This is a genomic window from Enterococcus sp. DIV1067f, from assembly GCF_050543505.1.
Taxonomy (GTDB): domain Bacteria; phylum Bacillota; class Bacilli; order Lactobacillales; family Enterococcaceae; genus Enterococcus_D; species Enterococcus_D entomosocium.
The window spans coordinates 1,246,436-1,265,209 of the sequence record NZ_CP172940.1; the positions used below are offsets into that span (position 1 = coordinate 1,246,436).

Sequence of the window (18,774 nt, forward strand, 5' to 3'; positions counted from 1 at the left end):
GGTACGTTTTTCTGGCGCATTTAACGGATCTTTCTGAACAAAGATAAGAATCTTACGTAGATTCTTAGAAAGTTTTCACAATTATGTCTAAACTTTGAAATATTGATTAAATTCTGACAATTCATTTGTTTTTTTTTGTGGTCTATGCTAAAGTTATTTCGAATCATGAAAAGGGGGGTTAATTTGCAAACAGATCAGTTTCAAGAAGAGTTTTTTCGTTATCTTATTGTTGAAAGAGGGTATTCGGAAAAGACAAAAAAAGCGTATCAAGAAGATATGGGCGATTTTTTTCACTTCTTAAAAGAGTCTGGCAATGAAGACCCATTAGCAGTGGAATACCGCGATGTTCGCGTCTATTTAAGCTATTTGACGGAACGAGAGTACAGCCGTAATTCCATCAGTCGTAAAATGGCTAGTTTGCGATCTTTTTATCAGTTTCTAACCAAGCATGAGATCGTCAAAGAGAATCCTTTCGCCTACATTCATTTAAAAAAGAAAAACGCCAAATTGCCGCGTTTTTTTTATGAGAAGGAAATGGATGCTCTCTTTCAAAGTGTTGCTGGCGATGAGCCACTACAACAGCGCAATCAAGCATTGTTAGAAGTCCTTTATGGTTCAGGTTTGCGGGTCAGTGAGTGCAGCAGTCTCACACTGGGGGCAATCGATTGGGAAAGTGGCGTATTACTGATCCATGGGAAGGGGAATAAGGATCGCTATGTTCCTTTCGGTAGTTACGCACAAGCAGCAGTCAAACGCTATCTTTCCTCAGGACGCAAACAGCTGATGGAAAAGCAGAACAAGGAACACGAGATCCTTTTCGTGAATCATCTTGGTGACGGGATCACTGCAACTGGGATCGAATATGTTTTGAATCAAATCATTCGAAAAAGCAGTTTAGACAGTAAAATCCATCCTCATATGCTTCGGCATACGTTTGCAACCCATTTATTAAACAACGGCGCCGATATGCGGACCGTTCAAGAATTGTTGGGGCATGCCAATCTATCGACGACACAGATTTATGCGCATGTCACCAAAGACAGTTTACAAAAAAATTATCGCCAATTTCATCCACGCGCGTAAAATTGGTACAGGAGGAACATAAATGAAGTCAGAATTTCATTCAACCACCATCTGTGCGGTTGAAAAAGATGGGAAATTTGCCATGGCCGGTGACGGACAAGTAACGATGGGAGAACAGGTCGTTATGAAAGGAACCGCTCGGAAAGTCCGTCGAATTTACAACGGTGAAGTGATCGTTGGTTTTGCCGGCAGTGTGGCAGATGCCTTTACCTTGGAAGAAAAATTTGAAGGAAAACTAAATGAATACAACGGAAATTTGCAGCGAGCTGCAGTAGAATTGGCACAAGAATGGCGGACTCAGCAGTCGATGCAAAAATTAGAGGCGATGCTGATCGTCATGAATGATAAGGAGATGCTTTTGGTCTCTGGGACAGGCGAAGTCATTTCGCCAGATGAAGGGATCTTAGCCATCGGTTCAGGTGGAAACTATGCCTTGGCAGCAGCCCGTGCGATGAAACGTTATGGCGGTGAACTATCTGCCAAAGAAATTGCTGAAGGTGCCTTGAATATTGCCGCAGACATTTGTGTCTTTACGAATCACAATATCATTGTAGAAGAGTTTTAAAGAGGGATGACGATATGACAAACCAAAACAAATCACCACGAGAAATCGTGAAAGAGTTAGATGAATACATCGTTGGACAAACCAACGCCAAAAAATCAGTGGCTGTTGCTTTGAGAAATCGCTACCGCCGGCTGCAATTAGATGAAAAGATGCAACAAGATGTCACACCAAAAAATATTTTGATGATCGGACCAACAGGGGTTGGTAAAACGGAAATTGCGCGACGCTTAGCAAAGATCGTTGATGCACCTTTCGTTAAGTTAGAAGCGACGAAATTCACGGAAGTCGGCTATGTCGGTCGAGACGTAGAATCGATGGTACGTGACCTCGTTGAGAATGCGATCCAAATCGTGAAAAAAGAACAATATAAAAACGTGCGGATCCAAGCAGAGAAAAAAGCCAACCGTCGTTTAGTAAAAGTCTTAGTTCCTGGTATTAAAAAGGAACAGAAAAAGAATACCAATCCTTATGAACAAATGATGAATATGTTCAACGCCGCACAACAACCAGAAGAGCCAAAAGAAGAATTGACGGATGAGATTCGCAGCAACCGTCAAGCCATTTTTGAGCAATTAGAAAAGGGCCTTTTAGACAACCGGGAAGTGACGATCCAAGTCGATGAGCCGAAAAATCAAGCACCGATGATGAACAATGGCTTAGAACAAATGGGGATCGATTTGAATGAAACCTTAGGAGCATTGAAACCGCAAAAGAAAATTGAACGCACAGTAACCGTAAAAGAAGCACGAGAATTGCTGATTCAAGAAGAATCCTCAAAACTGGTCAACGACGCGGATATTCATAGTGAAGCATTACGTTTAGCAGAATCTAGTGGCATCATTTTTCTAGATGAAATCGACAAAGTATCTTCGAAATCACAGCAGTCAGGAGAAGTTTCTCGTGAAGGGGTGCAAAGAGATATCTTGCCGATCGTTGAAGGATCGCAAGTCAATACGAAATACGGAACCCTACAAACAGACCATATCCTTTTTATTGCTTCTGGGGCATTCCACCTGTCGAAACCAAGCGATCTGATCCCTGAATTGCAAGGGCGTTTCCCGATTCGTGTGGAACTAGATGATTTGACAAAAGAAGACTTTGTTAAAATTTTAACGGAGCCCAACAATGCCTTAGTCAAGCAATACATTGCCTTGTTAGGAACCGAAAATGTCAAAGTAGTCTTTACGATGGAAGCTATCGAGAAAATTGCCGAAATTGCTTATCAAGTGAATCGCGATACCGACAATATTGGTGCTCGTCGTTTGCATACGATTCTAGAGAAACTACTTGAAGACTTATTATTTGAAGCATCTGAGATGCAAATGGGTGAAATCACCATCACAGAAGCGTATGTGGAAGAAAAACTTGCGTCCATCGCAAAAGATGAAGACTTAAGCCGGTATATTTTATAAAGGGAGCGGACCAATGAAAACATTATTAGAAAAGACAAGACAAATCAACGAATTATTGCAGCAAAAAAACACCTTTAATTTAGCTTCTGATTTGCCTTACGACAAGATGGCTGTCATTTTAGGAAACATCCTAGACAGCAATGCGTATATTATTAGCATTGACGGTAGCGTGTTAGGTTTTGTTGAGAACCATGATGTCAATAATGAACGCATCAAAAAAATGTTTGTTGAAAAACAGTTTCCTAAAAATTATACAGATTTAGTCGATCACCTGACTTCCACAGAAGCTAATGTGCCAATCAGTGATGATATGACCGCTTTTCCTGTAGAAGGCCGTGAGTTGTATCCCAACGGACTAACGACCATCGTACCGATTTACGGTGCAGGAGAACGTTTAGGTACGATCATTCTTTCCAGAATCGATAAGTCCTTTGATGACGACGATTTGGTATTAGCGGAATACAGTGCGACAGTTGTTGGTATGCAATTCTTGTACCAAAAATCCCGCAGTATCGAAGAAGATGTTCGCAGTACCACAGCTGTTCAAATGGCAATCAACACCCTTTCTTATAGTGAGTTGAAAGCTGTTCAAGCGATCTTTGAGGCATTAGAAGGCGACGAAGGTCGTCTGACCGCGTCAAGTATCGCTGATCGCATTGGAATTACACGGTCGGTGATCGTAAATGCTTTGCGTAAACTAGAGTCTGCCGGCATTATAGAATCCCGCTCTTTGGGGATGAAAGGCACCTATTTAAAAGTGCTTAACAGCCGCTTTAAAGAGGAATTGACGAAACATCAATATTAGGAGATGAGACCATGACAGTTACCATCACGGCGGGTCATCTGCAAGCAAAAATTGCAGAAAAAGGGGCTGAGCTACAAAGCTTAGTTGATACAAGCAATGACCTTGAATATATTTGGCAAGCTGATCCAAACCACTGGGGAAAGCATGCGCCAATCTTATTTCCGATTGTTGGCGCCTTAAAAGAGGACACCTATCAGCATGAGGGCAAAAGTTATCATTTGCCCCGTCATGGGTTTGCCAGAGACATGGTGTTTACTGTCGTTGAAAAACGTACAGACTATGCCTTGTTTCTATTAGAAAGTTCAACTGAAACCAAAGTGAAGTATCCGTTTGATTTTCAGCTGTATGTCAGTTACGAATTAGGCGGTGATGGCTTAGTCGTCAAATACCAAGTAAAGAATAGCGGTCAAAAAGAACTATTCTTCTCCATTGGAGGACACCCTGCATTCAACGTCCCACTTGAAAAAGGGCTGACATTTGAAGACTACTACCTTTCTTTTTCTCCAAAAAAATCACGAGTGAAATTGCCATTAAAAGGCAATTATATTGATTATGAACAACGCACACTCGGTCAAACGAATACGGATTTGCGCTTGACCCACGATATGTTTGCAAATGATGCGCTGGTTTATGAAACGAAAGGATTACATTCCTACACGATTCGCAGTGAGAAATCGCCTCATAGTGTTACGTTAAGCTACAATAATATGCCGTATGTCGGTTTTTGGTCCACGTATCCCGTAAAATCGCCGTTTCTATGTATAGAACCATGGTGCGGTATCGCAGATACACTGGAAGCTTCCGGTGAGCTTTCAGAAAAATTGGGTATTCAAGCACTTTCGCCTGAGGAGTTATTTGAAACAAAGTACTCGATCACAGTCAAATAAAAGCAGGCAAAAAGAAGCTGAGAAAAGTCATTGCACTTTTCTCAGCTTCTGCTTATTTGTTCGCTTGACGCTTATTCAGACCAAACGGTACCCGACTTTCAGTCTCGTCTTTAATACGTGAAATATTTTCGCGATGGCGAATAAAGATAAAAATCGTTACGCCGATCGCGATGAAGGTCAGCAACCAGTTTTGCTCAGGCAATATCGCAGGGGCGATAAAAGGCAAAACGACCGTCGATAAGGTGATCAAACACGCCGCGATCATACTGGTCAGGCTTACCATACTTGTCACATAAAGACAGATAACAAAAATCAATGAAGAATAAATGAAAAAGAGCGGATTGTATCCTAAGAGCATCCCAGCACTTGTCGCCACCGCTTTGCCGCCTTTAAACTTGGCAAAGATCGGAAAGGTATGACCTAAGATCGCGCAGACCCCAAACCAGAGCGGATTGACGGTATGGAGACCAAAGAGGACAGGCAAACTGGTTGCCAAAGTTCCTTTTAAGATATCCATCAATAAAACAACGATCCCGGCTTTCTTTCCTAAAACGCGAAATGTATTGGTCGTTCCCGTATTGCCGCTGCCGAATTGGCGAATATCTTTTTTGAAAAACAATTGGCCAATCCAAACACCCGAGGGGATCGAACCTAAAAGGTAAGCAACAATAAATAAAAGAATCGTATTCATAATAACCAACTTTCTTTGCAAGGCTAGGGCAATTTTAGCATGAAAACGCCTTTCCAACAATAAGAAAATCTTTCGCTAGTCAGGGAAAGAAGAAAAACAGCTTTCCTCGGAGCTGTGAAACACAAACAAGCCATTTTGTGACTCTAGCTTGTGCAAACAAAGGAAAAAGGATAAGATAGTTTAGAAAAATGTTCGCTTGAAAAAAGCGTATTTTGTGTTAAGATTTTTTTTGCAGTCCTTTCAGCAGTAAAAAAGGACTGATCAAGATTAAAGGAGCGGTGGGTTTGGCAAAGAAAACCACAGAATATAATGATGCTTCCATTCAGGTCTTAGAGGGCCTAGAAGCAGTAAGAAAACGGCCAGGAATGTATATTGGCTCGACCGATAGCCGCGGCTTACATCACTTAGTGTATGAAATCGTCGATAATGCGGTTGATGAGGCACTCTCTGGATACGGCAATGAAATCGATGTTACGATCCACAAAGACAATAGTATCAGTGTTCGAGACAATGGGCGAGGAATGCCGGTCGGGACACATGCATCGGGAATCCCTACTGTTGAAGTGATCTTCACAGTGCTACATGCCGGCGGGAAGTTTGGCCAAGGAGGCTACAAAACTTCTGGCGGCCTTCATGGGGTTGGTGCCAGTGTTGTAAATGCTCTATCCAGCTGGCTGGAAGTAGTCATCGTTCGTGATGGCATCGAATACAAACAGAGCTTCAAAGACGGTGGGAAACCAGCGGGTACTTTGAAAAAAATCGGCAAAACTCGTAAACCAACTGGAACCACAGTCACCTTTAAACCTGACGACACGATCTTTTCAACAACCAAATTCTCCTATGAAATTCTCGCAGAACGTTTAAGAGAATCGGCTTTCTTGCTAAAAGGGGTCAAAATCTCCCTGACGGATGAACGTGGGGAAGAACCAATTCATGAAGTTTTTTTATATGAAGAAGGCATCAAAGAATTCGTTGATTATTTAAATGAAGAAAAAGATACCTTGACCCAGGTGGTTTATTTTTCCGGTACCAAAGAAGCAATCGAGGTAGAACTTGCCTTTCAATACAATGATGGCTATTCGGAAAATGTCTTGTCCTTTGTCAACAATGTACGTACCAAAGATGGTGGTACCCATGAAGTTGGGATGAAAACATCAATGACGAAAGCTTTCAATGAATATGCCCGCAAGGTCAATTTGTTGAAGGAAAAAGATAAGAACCTTGAAGGTAGTGATTTTCGTGAAGGCTTAGCGGCCGTGCTGTCGATCCGTGTTCCAGAAAATCTTTTGCAATTTGAAGGACAGACCAAAGGGAAATTAGGAACACCCTTAGCAAGAAATGCTGTAGACAATGTGATTGGCGAGCAACTAGGCTATTACCTGCAAGAAAACAGTGAAATGAGTCAAATGCTGGTTCGTAAAGCGATCAAAGCAAGAGAGGCCCGTGAAGCTGCCAGAAAGGCGAGAGAAGAAAGCCGCACTGGAAAGAAACGCAAAAAAGGTGAGTCACTGCTTTCTGGAAAATTAACGCCTGCTCAATCTCGTAATCCTAAGAAAAATGAATTGTATTTGGTGGAGGGGGACTCAGCCGGCGGGTCAGCGAAGCAAGGCCGTGACCGCAAGTTCCAAGCGATTTTACCGTTACGAGGCAAAGTTATCAATACAGAAAAAGCCAAGATGCAGGATATTTTGAAAAATGAAGAGATCAATACCATGATCTATACTATCGGTGCCGGTGTTGGCCCAGAGTTTTCGATTGAAGACTGCAATTATGACAAAGTCATTATCATGACCGATGCGGATACCGATGGGGCGCACATCCAAGTGCTGCTTTTAACGTTTTTCTACCGGTATATGAAACCTTTGATCGAAGCGGGAAAAGTATACATTGCTTTGCCACCTTTGTATAAAGTGTCTAAAGGGTTAGGGAAAAAGGCAGTAGTCGAATATGCTTGGACGGATGATGAACTAAGCAAACTGACCCAAAAAATCGGTAAAGGCTATATGCTTCAGCGCTACAAAGGGTTGGGGGAAATGAATGCCGATCAATTGTGGGAAACGACGATGGACCCAGAAACAAGGACGCTGATTCGGGTAAGAATCGATGATGCGGCTCAAGCAGAACGTCGCGTCACCACTTTGATGGGGGACAAGGTAGAACCTCGTCGGAAGTGGATCGAAAGCCATGTTCAATTCAGTTTAGAAGAAGATGGCAGTATTTTGGATAAAAAAGAAGATACGGTACCGGAATTAGTTGATGAAAAGTTAATGGATACCGAACAAGCAGAAAGCAAACATTTAGTTAAGGAATAGGAGGTGGTCTCTTGGAACACAGAAGCAATATACAAGAATTGACATTGGAAGAAGTGATGGGAGATCGCTTCGGTCGATATTCCAAATACATTATTCAAGAACGGGCATTGCCAGATATTCGTGATGGGTTAAAACCGGTTCAGCGGCGCATCTTGTTTGCCATGAACCAAGACGGCAATACGTATGACAAAGGCTTCCGAAAATCAGCGAAATCAGTCGGGAATATCATGGGGAACTTTCATCCCCATGGTGACTCGAGTATTTATGAAGCAATGGTCCGCATGAGCCAAGACTGGAAATTGCGTCAGATTTTGATTGAAATGCACGGAAACAACGGGAGTATGGATGGTGATCCGCCAGCTGCCATGCGTTATACCGAAGCACGACTTTCAGAATTAAGCGGTGAGCTGTTAAAAGATATCGAAAAAAACACCGTCGAATTGGTGTGGAATTTTGATGATACCGAAAAAGAACCAACGGTCTTACCAGCAAAATACCCAAATCTGTTAGTCAATGGCTCAACTGGGATCTCAGCTGGGTATGCAACGGAAATTCCCACCCATAATTTAGGGGAAATCATTGATGGAACGGTCTATTTGATCGACCATCCGCAAGCTTCTTTGGATCAGCTGATGAAGTATATTCCCGGCCCTGATTTTCCAACAGGAGGGATTTTACAAGGGAAAGAAGAAATCAAAAAAGCCTATGAAACAGGCAAAGGCAAAGTGATCCTGCGTTCGAAAACCAAGATCGAAGACATCAAAGGTGGCAAGCAGCAAATCGTTATCAATGAGATTCCCTATGAGGTCAATAAAGCCAATCTAGTCAAAAAAATGGATGAGATTCGTTTGAATAAACGGATCGACGGGATTGCTGAAGTGCGTGATGAAACTGACCGTACTGGTTTGCAGATCGTTGTCGAGCTGAAAAAAGAAGCAAATGCACAAGGAATTTTAAATTATTTATTTAAAAATACCGAATTGCAGATCAACTACAACTTCAACATGGTGGCTATCGACAATATGCGCCCCCAACAAGTCGGTTTGAAACGGATTTTAGAAAGCTACATCAAGCATCGGCGTGAAGTGATCGAAAAACGCAGTCGTTTTGAACTGCAAAAAGCCCAAAAGAGACAGCATATCGTCGATGGGTTAATCAAAGCTTTATCGATTCTTGATGAAGTGATCGCCACCATTCGCGGCAGTAAAGACAAAAAAGATGCCAAAAACAATCTGGTTGTTCAGCACGGTTTTACGGAAGAGCAAGCAGAAGCCATTGTGAACTTACAGTTGTACCGCTTGACCAATACGGATATCACACAATTGCAAGCAGAGGCGAAAGAACTTGCTGAAACGATCGCTGAATTGACAACGATTTTAAATGAGGAAAGTGAATTACTGAAAGTGATCAAAAAGGAATTGCGGGAGATCAAGAAAAAATATTCGACACCGCGATTGACTGAGATCGAAGCCGAAATTCAAGAAATCAAGATCGAAACACAAGTTTTAGTCGCGCAAGAAGAAGTCGTCGTGACAGTCACAAGAGACGGTTATGTCAAACGCAGCAGTTTGCGTTCTTACGGTGCCTCAAAACCAGAAGAGATCGGCATGAAAGAAGGCGACTCTTTACTTTACAGCAACCAAATGAATACGTTGGATCATCTGTTATTGGTAACCAATAAAGGAAACACGATCTATCGTCCGGTTCATGAATTGCCTGATTTAAAATGGAAAGATCTAGGCGAACATATTTCGCAAACGGTTATGACACTGGCGCAAGATGAAATGATCATTGGGGTCTTTGCCTACAAAGAGATCGATCCGTTGAAAAACTTTGTGCTGATCAGTAAAAACGGCATGATTAAACAAACACGAATGACGGAATTTGAACCTTGGCGCACCTATAAGACACGGCCAATGACGATCATGAAGCTGAAAGATGAATCAGATGAATTAGTCAATGTCTTTTTGACTGATCAAACAGAAGAAATGGATGTCTTTTTAGTCAGTCATCTTGCCTTTGGCTTACGGTATTCGCTTAATGAAGTGCCCGTTGTGGGACCAAAAGCAGCTGGGGTCAAAGCGATGAACCTTAAAGCGGATGATTATCTTATCAATGGGTTGTTAGTTTATTCAGAAGGGGATACACCGATCGTTCTGATTACCCAACGTGGCGCAGCAAAACGCATGCTAGCCCAAGAGATCACCCAATTAGGACGGGCGAAGCGTGGATTGATGGTCTTACGGGAATTGAAGAAAAACCCTCATCGCGTAGTCTATATGGGGAATGGAGAGAACCAGCAGCTACTGGTAACCAACCAAAAAGGACAAGCCTTTGAAGTCATCACGAATCAAATCCCGATCAATGATCGGACCTCCAACGGCTCATTTATCATGGATGAGAAAACAGGGGGGCAAATCTACGAAGTGAAAACACAAATCAGTCCTGCAATCGCAGAGGATTCTGTACTATAAATTATAACAAAGCAACCATTCTGTACCAGTACAGAATGGTTGCTTTTTTGCCTCTTAATTAATCTTTCACATTAATAAAAAACGAACTTTAATAAAAGATTCACATTTGATAAATGCTTATAAATCAACGTTTTTAATAATAAAAATCTTAAAAAAAACTAAATTGTTCAAAATAATTCTTGAAAACACTTGCAATCATTAGGGTGTGTGTTATACTGTTCACGTAAAGCTGTTACATTAGTGAACAGAAAATTTAAGGAGGTCCATCAGATGGAACAATGGAATGGATTTAAAGGAAAAACTTGGAAAGAAGAAGTAAACGTACGCGACTTCATCCAAGAAAACTACACACCTTATGACGGAACAGATGAATTCCTAGCAGATGCTACTGAAGCAACGACGAAGCTATGGGATCAAGTCATGGAACTGAACAAGCAAGAGCGTGAAGCTGGCGGCGTATTGGATATGGATACAAAAGTCGTTTCAACGATTACTTCTCATGGACCTGGCTACTTAGACAAAAACTTAGAAACAGTTGTTGGTTTCCAAACGGAAAAACCATTTAAACGCAGCTTGCAACCATTTGGCGGCATCCGCATGTCAGAACAAGCAGCAGAATCTTACGGCTATGAAATCGATGCGGAAGTTTCTCACATTTTCCGCGACTACCGTAAAACACATAACCAAGGGGTATTTGATGCCTATACACCTGAAATCAGAGCAGCTCGTCGTTCTGGTGTAATCACAGGTCTTCCTGATGCATACGGCCGTGGCCGGATCATTGGTGACTACCGTCGTGTTGCATTATACGGAGTGGATTTCTTGATCAAAGAAAAACAACAAGACCTATTGTATTGCGGAAACGGAACCATGTCTGAAGACATTATCCGCCAACGTGAAGAATTAAGTGAACAAATTCGCGCTTTAAGCGAATTGAAAGAATTAGGAAACATTTACGGATTTGATATTTCTAAACCAGCTCAAACGGCGAAAGAAGCATTCCAATGGTTATATCTTGGTTACTTAGCAGCCATCAAAGAGCAAAATGGTGCGGCAATGTCATTGGGACGTACGTCAACTTTCCTTGATATTTATGTTGAACGCGATTTAAAAAATGGCGTGATCACTGAAGAAGAAGCACAAGAAATCGTTGACCATTTTGTCATGAAACTACGTCTTGTGAAATTTGCTCGGACGCCTGATTACAACGCATTGTTCTCTGGTGACCCAACTTGGGTAACTGAGTCAATCGCTGGTATGGGTGAAGATGGACGCCACATGGTAACAAAAAACAGCTTCCGTTTCTTACACACTCTAGCAAACTTAGGTCCAGCACCAGAACCAAACTTGACTGTTTTATGGTCAACACGTTTGCCTCATAACTTCAAAACATTCTGTGCGAAAATGTCGATCCAAACATCAGCGATTCAATATGAAAACGATGATGTGATGCGTGGACATTGGGGCGATGATTACGGAATCGCTTGTTGTGTATCCGCAATGCGCATCGGGAAACAAATGCAATTCTTTGGTGCTCGTGCCAACTTAGCGAAAACATTGTTGTATGCAATCAACGGTGGGGTCGATGAAAAATCAAAAGCACAAGTTGGACCAAAATTCCAACCAATTACTTCTGAATACTTGGATTACAACGAAGTAATGGAAAAATATGACACAATGATGGACTGGATTTGTGATCTGTATGTGAACACATTGAACATCATTCATTACATGCATGACAAATATTCTTATGAACGCATTGAAATGGCGCTCCAAGATACAGATATTCTACGTACGATGGCTACTGGTATCGCTGGTTTCTCTGTTGCAGTTGATTCATTATCAGCGATTAAATATGCCAAAGTTCGTACGATTCGTGATGAAAACGGCATTGTTGAAGATTACGAAATCGAAGGCGATTATCCTAAATACGGAAACAATGATGACCGTGTAGATGATATCGCAGTCAACTTGTTGAAAGCTTTCATGAAGAAAGTAAAACGCACAAAAACATATCGTGATGCAAAACATACAACTTCGATCCTTACAATCACTTCTAATGTGGTTTATGGGAAGAAAACAGGGAACACGCCTGATGGACGTCGTGCAGGTGCACCATTTGCTCCAGGTGCAAACCCAATGCATGGCCGCGATACGCATGGTGCATTAGCAAGTCTTTCGTCAGTTGCGAAATTACCATATGATTACTCATTAGATGGTATTTCAAACACCTTCTCAATCGTACCTAAAGCATTAGGTCGTGACGATGAGACACAACAAGAAAACCTAGCAACAATGCTAGATGGCTATGCAGCAAAAGGTGGTCACCACTTAAATATCAACGTATTTAACCGTGATACATTACTTGATGCGCAAGCTCACCCAGAAAAATACCCACAATTAACGATTCGGGTTTCTGGTTATGCGGTTAACTTCATTAAATTAACCAAAGAACAACAAGATGATGTCATTGCTCGTACAATGCACGAAGCAATGTAATAAGCAACAACTTCAGGCGGCGGACGGGAAAATCCGCCGCCTCTTGTTTTGAGAGTATCAGACGGAGCATGGTTATCCGTCGTTTCGAAGAAAGGAAGAGCATTATGGCAGTAACAGGACAAGTACATTCAACAGAAAGTTTTGGATCAGTAGATGGACCAGGTATCCGTTTTATTGTATTCATGCAAGGATGCCGCATGCGTTGCCAGTTTTGTCATAATCCAGATACTTGGAAGATTGGCACGGGTATCGAACGAACGACTGATGACGTCTTAGAAGAGGCGTTGAAATATCGCGAATTCTGGGGACAAAAAGGTGGGATCACCGTTAGTGGTGGGGAACCGTTACTTCAAATGGACTTTCTGATCGATCTGTTTCGCAAAGCCAAAGCAGAAGGGGTCAGCACAACACTGGACACTTGCGGAAAACCATTTACACGAGAAGAGCCTTTTTTCAGTAAGTTTCAAGAGTTGATGACTGTGACTGATTTGCTGTTGTTTGATATCAAACATATCGATAACAAAGCCCATAAAGAGCTGACCACCCAATCCAATGATAATATTTTGGATATGGCAAATTATCTTTCAGAGATCAATCAGCCCGTCTGGATTCGTCATGTGCTGGTTCCTTTTAGAAGCGATTATGATGACTTCTTGATCCGTTTGGATGAATTTATCAAGACGTTGAAGAATGTCGATAAAGTTGAGATCTTACCTTATCACACGATGGGGAAATACAAGTGGGATGAGCTAGGCTTGAAATATCCCCTTGAAGGGATCGAACCACCAACCGAAGATCGGGTGAAAAATGCCAAACGTTTGCTCCATGTAGATGACTATAAAGGCTACTTAACCCGTTGATCAAAACAGGAAAGAAGAGATTGCTATTGCTTCTTTCCTGTTTTTTTACTATGATTAGAAAGTGAATATCAATTGAAATAGGAGCGATGAAGAAATGTCGAAAATATTAGTATTCGGTCACCAAAATCCTGATACCGACGCTATTGGTGCAGCGATTGCCTTTGCAAACTTACAAAATCAACTTGGGAAAGACTGTGAAGCGGTGGCGCTAGGTACACCGAATGAAGAAACACAATTTGCACTAGACACCTTTAGCCTGGCTGCTCCTCGTGTAATCGATTCAGTAACTAAGGAAACACAAGAAGTAATGCTGGTGGATCACAATGAGTTTCAGCAAAGTGCGGCAGATATCGCTGATGTTACAGTGTTGGCAGTGGTTGATCATCACCGTATTGCTAACTTTGAGACAGCCAATCCGTTGTATTATCGTGCAGAACCTGTTGGTTGTACCAGTACGATCGTATTGAAGTTATACAAAGAAAATCAAGTGGAAATTCCAAAAGCGATCGCAGGAATCATGCTTTCAGCGATCATCTCCGATACATTGTTGTTCAAATCGCCAACATGTACCGATGAAGATGTAGCGGCAGCAAAAGAATTAGCGGTTTTAGCAGGTGTTGAACTGGAAGCATACGGATTGGATATGTTGAAAGCCGGCACAAATCTTGGAACGAAATCAGCCGCAGAATTGCTGGATCTTGATGCAAAAAGCTTCCCAATGGGCGGGAAAAACATCCGTATCGGACAAGTCAATACAGTCGACCTAAAAGAGGTCTTTGACCGTCAAGCAGAATTGGAAGCTGCCATGAAAGAATCAATGTCAGCAAATGGCTATGATTTGTTCTTGCTTGTTGCTACTGATATCTTAGACAGTAATTCTGAGCTATTAGTTGTTGGTGAACCAATTGCCCCAGTAGAAGCAGCGTTTGAAACGACATTAACGAACCATCGTGCCTTTTTACCTGGCGTTGTTTCTCGTAAAAAACAAATCGTTCCTCAATTAACAGCGGTTTTCGAAGGATAATAAGGATAAATGTCAGAGTGCTGGTGAGATCTGTTTTGGTAGATCAAGCCAGCATTTTTCATGATTTTTTTAATAAGGAGTACACACAGTGAAATTTTTTTATAGTCCCCATTATCGTTCGTTGCAACCGATCCTGGCATCTTCTGAATTCCATGATTTGGTTCATGTGCTTTTAAGCTGTCAGGAACCGCCGACACTACGAGAGCTAAAAGCGAAGTTTCCAGAGGTGTCATTTGATAAAACCCTTGACCGTCTGATCGCATCAGCTTTGATCATCCGCCAAAATCGACGCTATTTTTTAGGTTTTCCTGTTTATACTGAAGAAGATCAAAAGCAGCTGCAAGAAAGTGACGGTTTTTATCAAGATGCCCTTGATTGGTCAACACAAGAAATCGCTGGTTTTCTCAAAAACTTTGCGACATTAAGTAATGAAAATAAATACTTCTATGGTTGTTTGCAGGAGGTGGAGCAGGGGATTGTTTATTCCTTGGCCCATGAAAGTTTTCAGATGATCTCATACGCAGAAGCGCCATGGCCACCAACGCTGCCGGCTTTTTTTGAAGCAAATCGCCAGCTGCAAAATCTATCGGTTTATGACGAACTAATGGATTTGATCGGCGATGTCGATCCGGTCTATTACTTAGATCAAGTAAGTGTCATCTTTGAACGTATCCGTAAAAACAAAAAAGTGCGTCCGAGTATTTTTCTAGAATCGCTTCAACAGTTGAAAATCGTTAGTTCCGAGCTAGATTTCTTGCTGGAAGAAATAAATTGTGATAATCTAAAAAACGGCCGTTATCCATCTGCTGAAAAGGATATTTTCTTGCAACGATCAGTGCTCGCTCACTTAGCGAAAAAAGCAGGTTCATACAACACGTTTTTTTTCAATGATAATTGAGATTTCTAATAATTATGTTATTTGTTTTAAATTTCTGAATATTACAAAGCTGTTAGATGTTATTCTAATAGCTTTTTTTCTTGTTCGCTAAAATGATAATTTGATGAATAAAAATTAAAATATAACGATCGTTTTGTTTGGAGATTTGATTTCTGGATGATATGATGATTTTAGAACGTTGAAAGGGGATATAAAAATGGAAGGATATAAAACGGTTGATTTTGAACAGTTGGAACGGAATAAAACGAAAGCAGAAATGATTACATTCGTATCAATGTCAGAGATAGAAGCGGCACGGCAAGCAATTACAAATGCGGGGATCGATGAAACGCGTTTTTCTGATGGAGATCTCATTCTCGCATTAAAGCAAAAGGAACGATTTGGGGCAAATACGATCGTTTCAGTGGTTATTGATTGGCTAGTGAATCAAAACTATTTAGTGAATCCCGCGAATGCCCTTCGTTATTTGGCGAAAAAAATGGCAGATGGTCCATTAACGAGTTATAAATTATTGAGTGAGGGAGAGTTTGACTGTGATGGCAATTATTACTTAATTGGTCACGCAGACAAGTCCTTGGCAGTAAATAAAGCCTATAAAGTTTACACCGATGGGCAAGTAAAAGAGCTTTGGCAAGCAAAATAATTGAAGGTGATTTCGGCTCTAGCGAAGAAGGGAAACGGCTGTAGAAGCAGTTGTTTTCGTAAAAGGATCGAAGATTGAAGGTTGTGAAGGACGCGTGAAACTAAACATTCGAATCAGCTTAGCTGGCAGTCATCTTTTGATTGGTGCATTCAGTTTGATCGGTGCATTGCTGACGCTTTATAAAGTACCAACTAGTTTTGGTACGATCCAAGTAATGTTAGGTGAAATTTATTATACCGATACGGTATTTGACCGATTTACTCAGCTTTTCTTATTGGGGATTATTAGTCTTTATACCGTAGTGACGAGTTTTTACGGGTTTCGATTCTGGTGTTTTTGCTCCGCCTCTTCTGCATTTGGGACACTGCTGGCATATGTTGAATTAACTGAGACATTTCCGGTGATGGTTGTTTTCATCCTGGTTTTGGCAAATTTGTTTCAGTTAAGTGTAGTCACATACTTCATTTTCCAAAAGCTAAAAAGTAGAGCTGAAACAGGTTGAACAGATACGTTCAAGCTGTTTTTTTCTGTCCTGAATAATTCGTTCGTATCATAGGGTTATTAGGTTACTAGAATTTTATTTTATGCTATGCTAACAGTAGAGATCGTTTGATTGCAAATGCTTCTCTATTAAAAAATGGGACAATGATCGATCGTTAAAGAATAAGCGATCAAGATGAGTCGAAGGAGGACTGATGAGAGAGTGGTTACCAAACAACAGGTACTGACTGCAGAAAAGGACTTTCTGAGCGGTGAAAATTTTTATGTCCAACATTTCTTAGGAGCCCATCAAGCGGATGATGGCTATGTGTTTCGTGTTTGGGCACCAAACGCTCAACAAGTTTGGCTGGTTGGTGATTTCAACCAATGGACAGACACTTTGCCAATGAATAAAAGGGCAGAATCTGGGGTCTGGGAGATTGAGACCAACCAAGTAAAAGAAGGACAGCTTTACAAATACAAAGTCAAACAAGCAAATGGACGAGAAGTATTGAAGATTGATCCTTTTGCTGTCCATTTCGAAGCTCGACCAGGAACTGCTGCCGTGTTGCATTCGATCCCACAAAAAAAATGGCGGGATGGACTATGGCAAGGCCGCAAAAAAAGACAGAAAACATTTAATCGACCTCTAAATATTTATGAAGTTCATGCCAGCTCGTGGAAGCATCACGAAGACGGCACCCCTTATCGCTTCTCTGAATTAAAAGATGAACTTATTCCTTATGTGAAAAAAATGGGTTATACCCATATTGAATTTATGCCTTTGATGGAACATCCATTAGGTACCTCGTGGGGCTATCAGCTGACAGGTTATTTTGCGCTCAGTTCCTATTATGGGACACCAGAAGAATTTCAAGACTTTGTAGAGGCATGCCATTTAGAAAATATTGGTGTCTTTGTTGATTGGGTACCAGGACATTTTTGTGTCAATGATGACAGCCTAGCTTATTATGACGGCACGCCGACATTTGAATACATGGATGAAAACCGTGCCAAAAATGTTCGCTGGGGTGCGATCAACTTTGATCTCGGCAAACCACAAGTCCAAAGCTTTCTGATCTCAAGTGCCTTGTTCTGGATCGAATTTTATCATATTGATGGTATTCGGGTAGATGCCGTTTCCAACATGATCTATCGAGATTATGATGAAGGTCCATGGGAACCAAATCACGAAGGGGGCAATCGCAACTTTGAAGGCTATTACTTTTTACAGAAGCTTAATTCTGTTATCAAGTTAGCCCATCCAGCAGTGGTCATGATTGCAGAAGAAAGTACGTCTGAAACCAAAATAACAGGAATGGTCGAAGAAGGCGCCTTAGGATTTGATTATAAATGGAATATGGGCTGGATGAACGATGTCCTGCGTTTTTATGAAATGGACCCGATTTTCCGTAAAGATCATTTAAATCTGCTTTCTTTCTCTTTCATGTATCGGATGCAAGAAAATTATATCTTACCACTTTCTCATGATGAAGTCGTTCATGGTAAAAAAAGTTTGATGCATAAAATGTGGGGGGACCGCTACAAACAGTTTTCACAACTACGAAATCTCTATACGTACATGATGATGCATCCAGGGAAAAAACTGTTATTCATGGGTAGTGAATGGGGACAGTTTTTAGAATGGAAATATGATCATGGACTTGAATGGGGCGATTTAAACGACACATTAAATGCAAAAATGCAATTCTTCACCCAGACCTTGAATGAACTATACAAAGAAGAAAGAGCCCTTTGGGAATTGGATGATCAAGAAGATTCATTGATGGTGATCGATGCAGACAACTTAGATGAAACGACATTGACTTTCTTACGACAAGGAAAAACGAAAAAAGATTTCTTGATCGTTGTTGTCAATCTGACACCAGTGGAGCGTCACGATTTTGCGATCGGCGTGCCATACGAAGGAACGTATCGAGAGATTTTAAACACTGAACGGGATGTATTTGGTGGAACTTGGGTGGCTAATAACCAAGACTGCCAGACCAGTAATGCCCCTTTTAAACAATACGACTATCAAATCAAAACAATTTTGCCTGCACTTGGGGCTTTGATTATCAAACCAGAAAAAATCAAAATGACTCGTAAAAAAGCAGTAAAGAAAGCATAAAAAAAGAGTA

Annotated in this window: 15 protein-coding genes; 14 read left to right on the plus strand and 1 reads right to left on the minus strand. The window is 41.3% G+C overall.

Annotated features, from left to right (window positions below):
* Nucleotides 1-144 precede the first annotated feature (144 nt).
* From xerC to IGJ42_RS05910, 5 genes are read left to right on the plus strand one after another with little or no spacing between them, the layout of a single operon-like run.
* Nucleotides 145-1,083 carry a tyrosine recombinase XerC gene (xerC, locus tag IGJ42_RS05890; RefSeq protein WP_005236822.1) on the plus strand — a complete coding sequence of 313 codons (939 nt, stop codon included), beginning with the start codon at nucleotides 145-147 and terminating at the stop codon, nucleotides 1,081-1,083.
* A gap of 22 nt (nucleotides 1,084-1,105) precedes the next feature.
* Nucleotides 1,106-1,648 carry an ATP-dependent protease subunit HslV gene (gene hslV / locus IGJ42_RS05895; RefSeq protein WP_005229630.1) on the plus strand — a complete coding sequence of 181 codons (543 nt, stop codon included), beginning with the start codon at nucleotides 1,106-1,108 and terminating at the stop codon, nucleotides 1,646-1,648.
* Nucleotides 1,649-1,662: 14 nt separating this feature from the next.
* Entirely contained in the window at nucleotides 1,663-3,060 is a 1,398-nt protein-coding gene (gene hslU / locus IGJ42_RS05900; RefSeq protein WP_005236820.1) for an ATP-dependent protease ATPase subunit HslU, read from the plus strand.
* A gap of 13 nt (nucleotides 3,061-3,073) precedes the next feature.
* Entirely contained in the window at nucleotides 3,074-3,865 is a 792-nt protein-coding gene (gene codY / locus IGJ42_RS05905) for a GTP-sensing pleiotropic transcriptional regulator CodY (RefSeq protein ID WP_005236817.1), read from the plus strand.
* Nucleotides 3,866-3,876: 11 nt separating this feature from the next.
* On the plus strand, nucleotides 3,877-4,752 hold the full coding sequence (locus tag IGJ42_RS05910; RefSeq protein ID WP_086332229.1) for an aldose 1-epimerase family protein: 876 nt from the start codon (nucleotides 3,877-3,879) through the stop codon (nucleotides 4,750-4,752).
* Between the two features lie 52 nt (nucleotides 4,753-4,804).
* Here IGJ42_RS05910 and plsY read toward each other — a convergent pair whose 3' ends face one another.
* Nucleotides 4,805-5,443, minus strand: a complete 639-nt coding sequence (gene plsY / locus IGJ42_RS05915; protein ID WP_086332230.1) for a glycerol-3-phosphate 1-O-acyltransferase PlsY — start codon at nucleotides 5,441-5,443, stop codon at nucleotides 4,805-4,807.
* 284 nt (nucleotides 5,444-5,727) lie between these two features.
* Between plsY and parE the strand changes: the two genes are divergently transcribed.
* The 9 genes from parE to glgB all read left to right on the plus strand — a co-directional run bounded on the left by parE (nucleotide 5,728) and on the right by glgB (nucleotide 18,764).
* A complete protein-coding gene (gene parE / locus IGJ42_RS05920) occupies nucleotides 5,728-7,755 on the plus strand; it encodes a DNA topoisomerase IV subunit B (protein WP_034872209.1) in 2,028 nt (675 codons plus the stop codon).
* An 11-nt stretch (nucleotides 7,756-7,766) separates the two neighbouring features.
* On the plus strand, nucleotides 7,767-10,229 hold the full coding sequence (parC, locus tag IGJ42_RS05925; RefSeq protein WP_005236805.1) for a DNA topoisomerase IV subunit A: 2,463 nt from the start codon (nucleotides 7,767-7,769) through the stop codon (nucleotides 10,227-10,229).
* A 270-nt stretch (nucleotides 10,230-10,499) separates the two neighbouring features.
* Nucleotides 10,500-12,728, plus strand: coding sequence for a formate C-acetyltransferase (gene pflB, locus IGJ42_RS05930; RefSeq protein ID WP_008379680.1), 2,229 nt, complete (start codon nucleotides 10,500-10,502; stop codon nucleotides 12,726-12,728).
* Between the two features lie 104 nt (nucleotides 12,729-12,832).
* A complete protein-coding gene (pflA, locus tag IGJ42_RS05935; RefSeq protein WP_008379682.1) occupies nucleotides 12,833-13,588 on the plus strand; it encodes a pyruvate formate-lyase-activating protein in 756 nt (251 codons plus the stop codon).
* Nucleotides 13,589-13,682: 94 nt separating this feature from the next.
* Complete coding sequence (locus tag IGJ42_RS05940; protein WP_008379685.1) at nucleotides 13,683-14,612, plus strand: manganese-dependent inorganic pyrophosphatase; 930 nt, start codon at nucleotides 13,683-13,685, stop codon at nucleotides 14,610-14,612.
* An 88-nt stretch (nucleotides 14,613-14,700) separates the two neighbouring features.
* The gene (locus tag IGJ42_RS05945; RefSeq protein WP_034872210.1) at nucleotides 14,701-15,510 is read left to right on the plus strand and encodes a DUF1803 domain-containing protein; all 810 of its coding nucleotides are present in this window, start codon (nucleotides 14,701-14,703) and stop codon (nucleotides 15,508-15,510) included.
* Nucleotides 15,511-15,706: 196 nt separating this feature from the next.
* The gene (locus IGJ42_RS05950) at nucleotides 15,707-16,153 is read left to right on the plus strand and encodes a hypothetical protein (RefSeq protein ID WP_005236794.1); all 447 of its coding nucleotides are present in this window, start codon (nucleotides 15,707-15,709) and stop codon (nucleotides 16,151-16,153) included.
* A gap of 94 nt (nucleotides 16,154-16,247) precedes the next feature.
* On the plus strand, nucleotides 16,248-16,655 hold the full coding sequence (locus IGJ42_RS05955) for a hypothetical protein (RefSeq protein ID WP_086332231.1): 408 nt from the start codon (nucleotides 16,248-16,250) through the stop codon (nucleotides 16,653-16,655).
* 174 nt (nucleotides 16,656-16,829) lie between these two features.
* Nucleotides 16,830-18,764, plus strand: coding sequence for a 1,4-alpha-glucan branching protein GlgB (gene glgB / locus IGJ42_RS05960; protein ID WP_086332232.1), 1,935 nt, complete (start codon nucleotides 16,830-16,832; stop codon nucleotides 18,762-18,764).
* The last annotated feature ends 10 nt before the right edge of the window (nucleotides 18,765-18,774 follow it).

Bases quoted from the DNA above. Each gene is read 5' to 3' on its own strand.
- xerC (WP_005236822.1), top strand. From the start codon at position 145: ATGCTAAAGTTATTTCGAATCATGAAAAGGGGGGTTAATTTGCAAACA.
- hslV (WP_005229630.1), top strand. From the start codon at position 1,106: ATGAAGTCAGAATTTCATTCAACCACCATCTGTGCGGTTGAAAAAGAT.
- hslU (WP_005236820.1), top strand. From the start codon at position 1,663: ATGACAAACCAAAACAAATCACCACGAGAAATCGTGAAAGAGTTAGAT.
- codY (WP_005236817.1), top strand. From the start codon at position 3,074: ATGAAAACATTATTAGAAAAGACAAGACAAATCAACGAATTATTGCAG.
- IGJ42_RS05910 (WP_086332229.1), top strand. From the start codon at position 3,877: ATGACAGTTACCATCACGGCGGGTCATCTGCAAGCAAAAATTGCAGAA.
- plsY (WP_086332230.1), bottom strand. From the start codon at position 5,443: ATGAATACGATTCTTTTATTTATTGTTGCTTACCTTTTAGGTTCGATC.
- pflB (WP_008379680.1), top strand. From the start codon at position 10,500: ATGGAACAATGGAATGGATTTAAAGGAAAAACTTGGAAAGAAGAAGTA.
- pflA (WP_008379682.1), top strand. From the start codon at position 12,833: ATGGCAGTAACAGGACAAGTACATTCAACAGAAAGTTTTGGATCAGTA.
- IGJ42_RS05940 (WP_008379685.1), top strand. From the start codon at position 13,683: ATGTCGAAAATATTAGTATTCGGTCACCAAAATCCTGATACCGACGCT.
- IGJ42_RS05950 (WP_005236794.1), top strand. From the start codon at position 15,707: ATGGAAGGATATAAAACGGTTGATTTTGAACAGTTGGAACGGAATAAA.
- glgB (WP_086332232.1), top strand. From the start codon at position 16,830: ATGAGTCGAAGGAGGACTGATGAGAGAGTGGTTACCAAACAACAGGTA.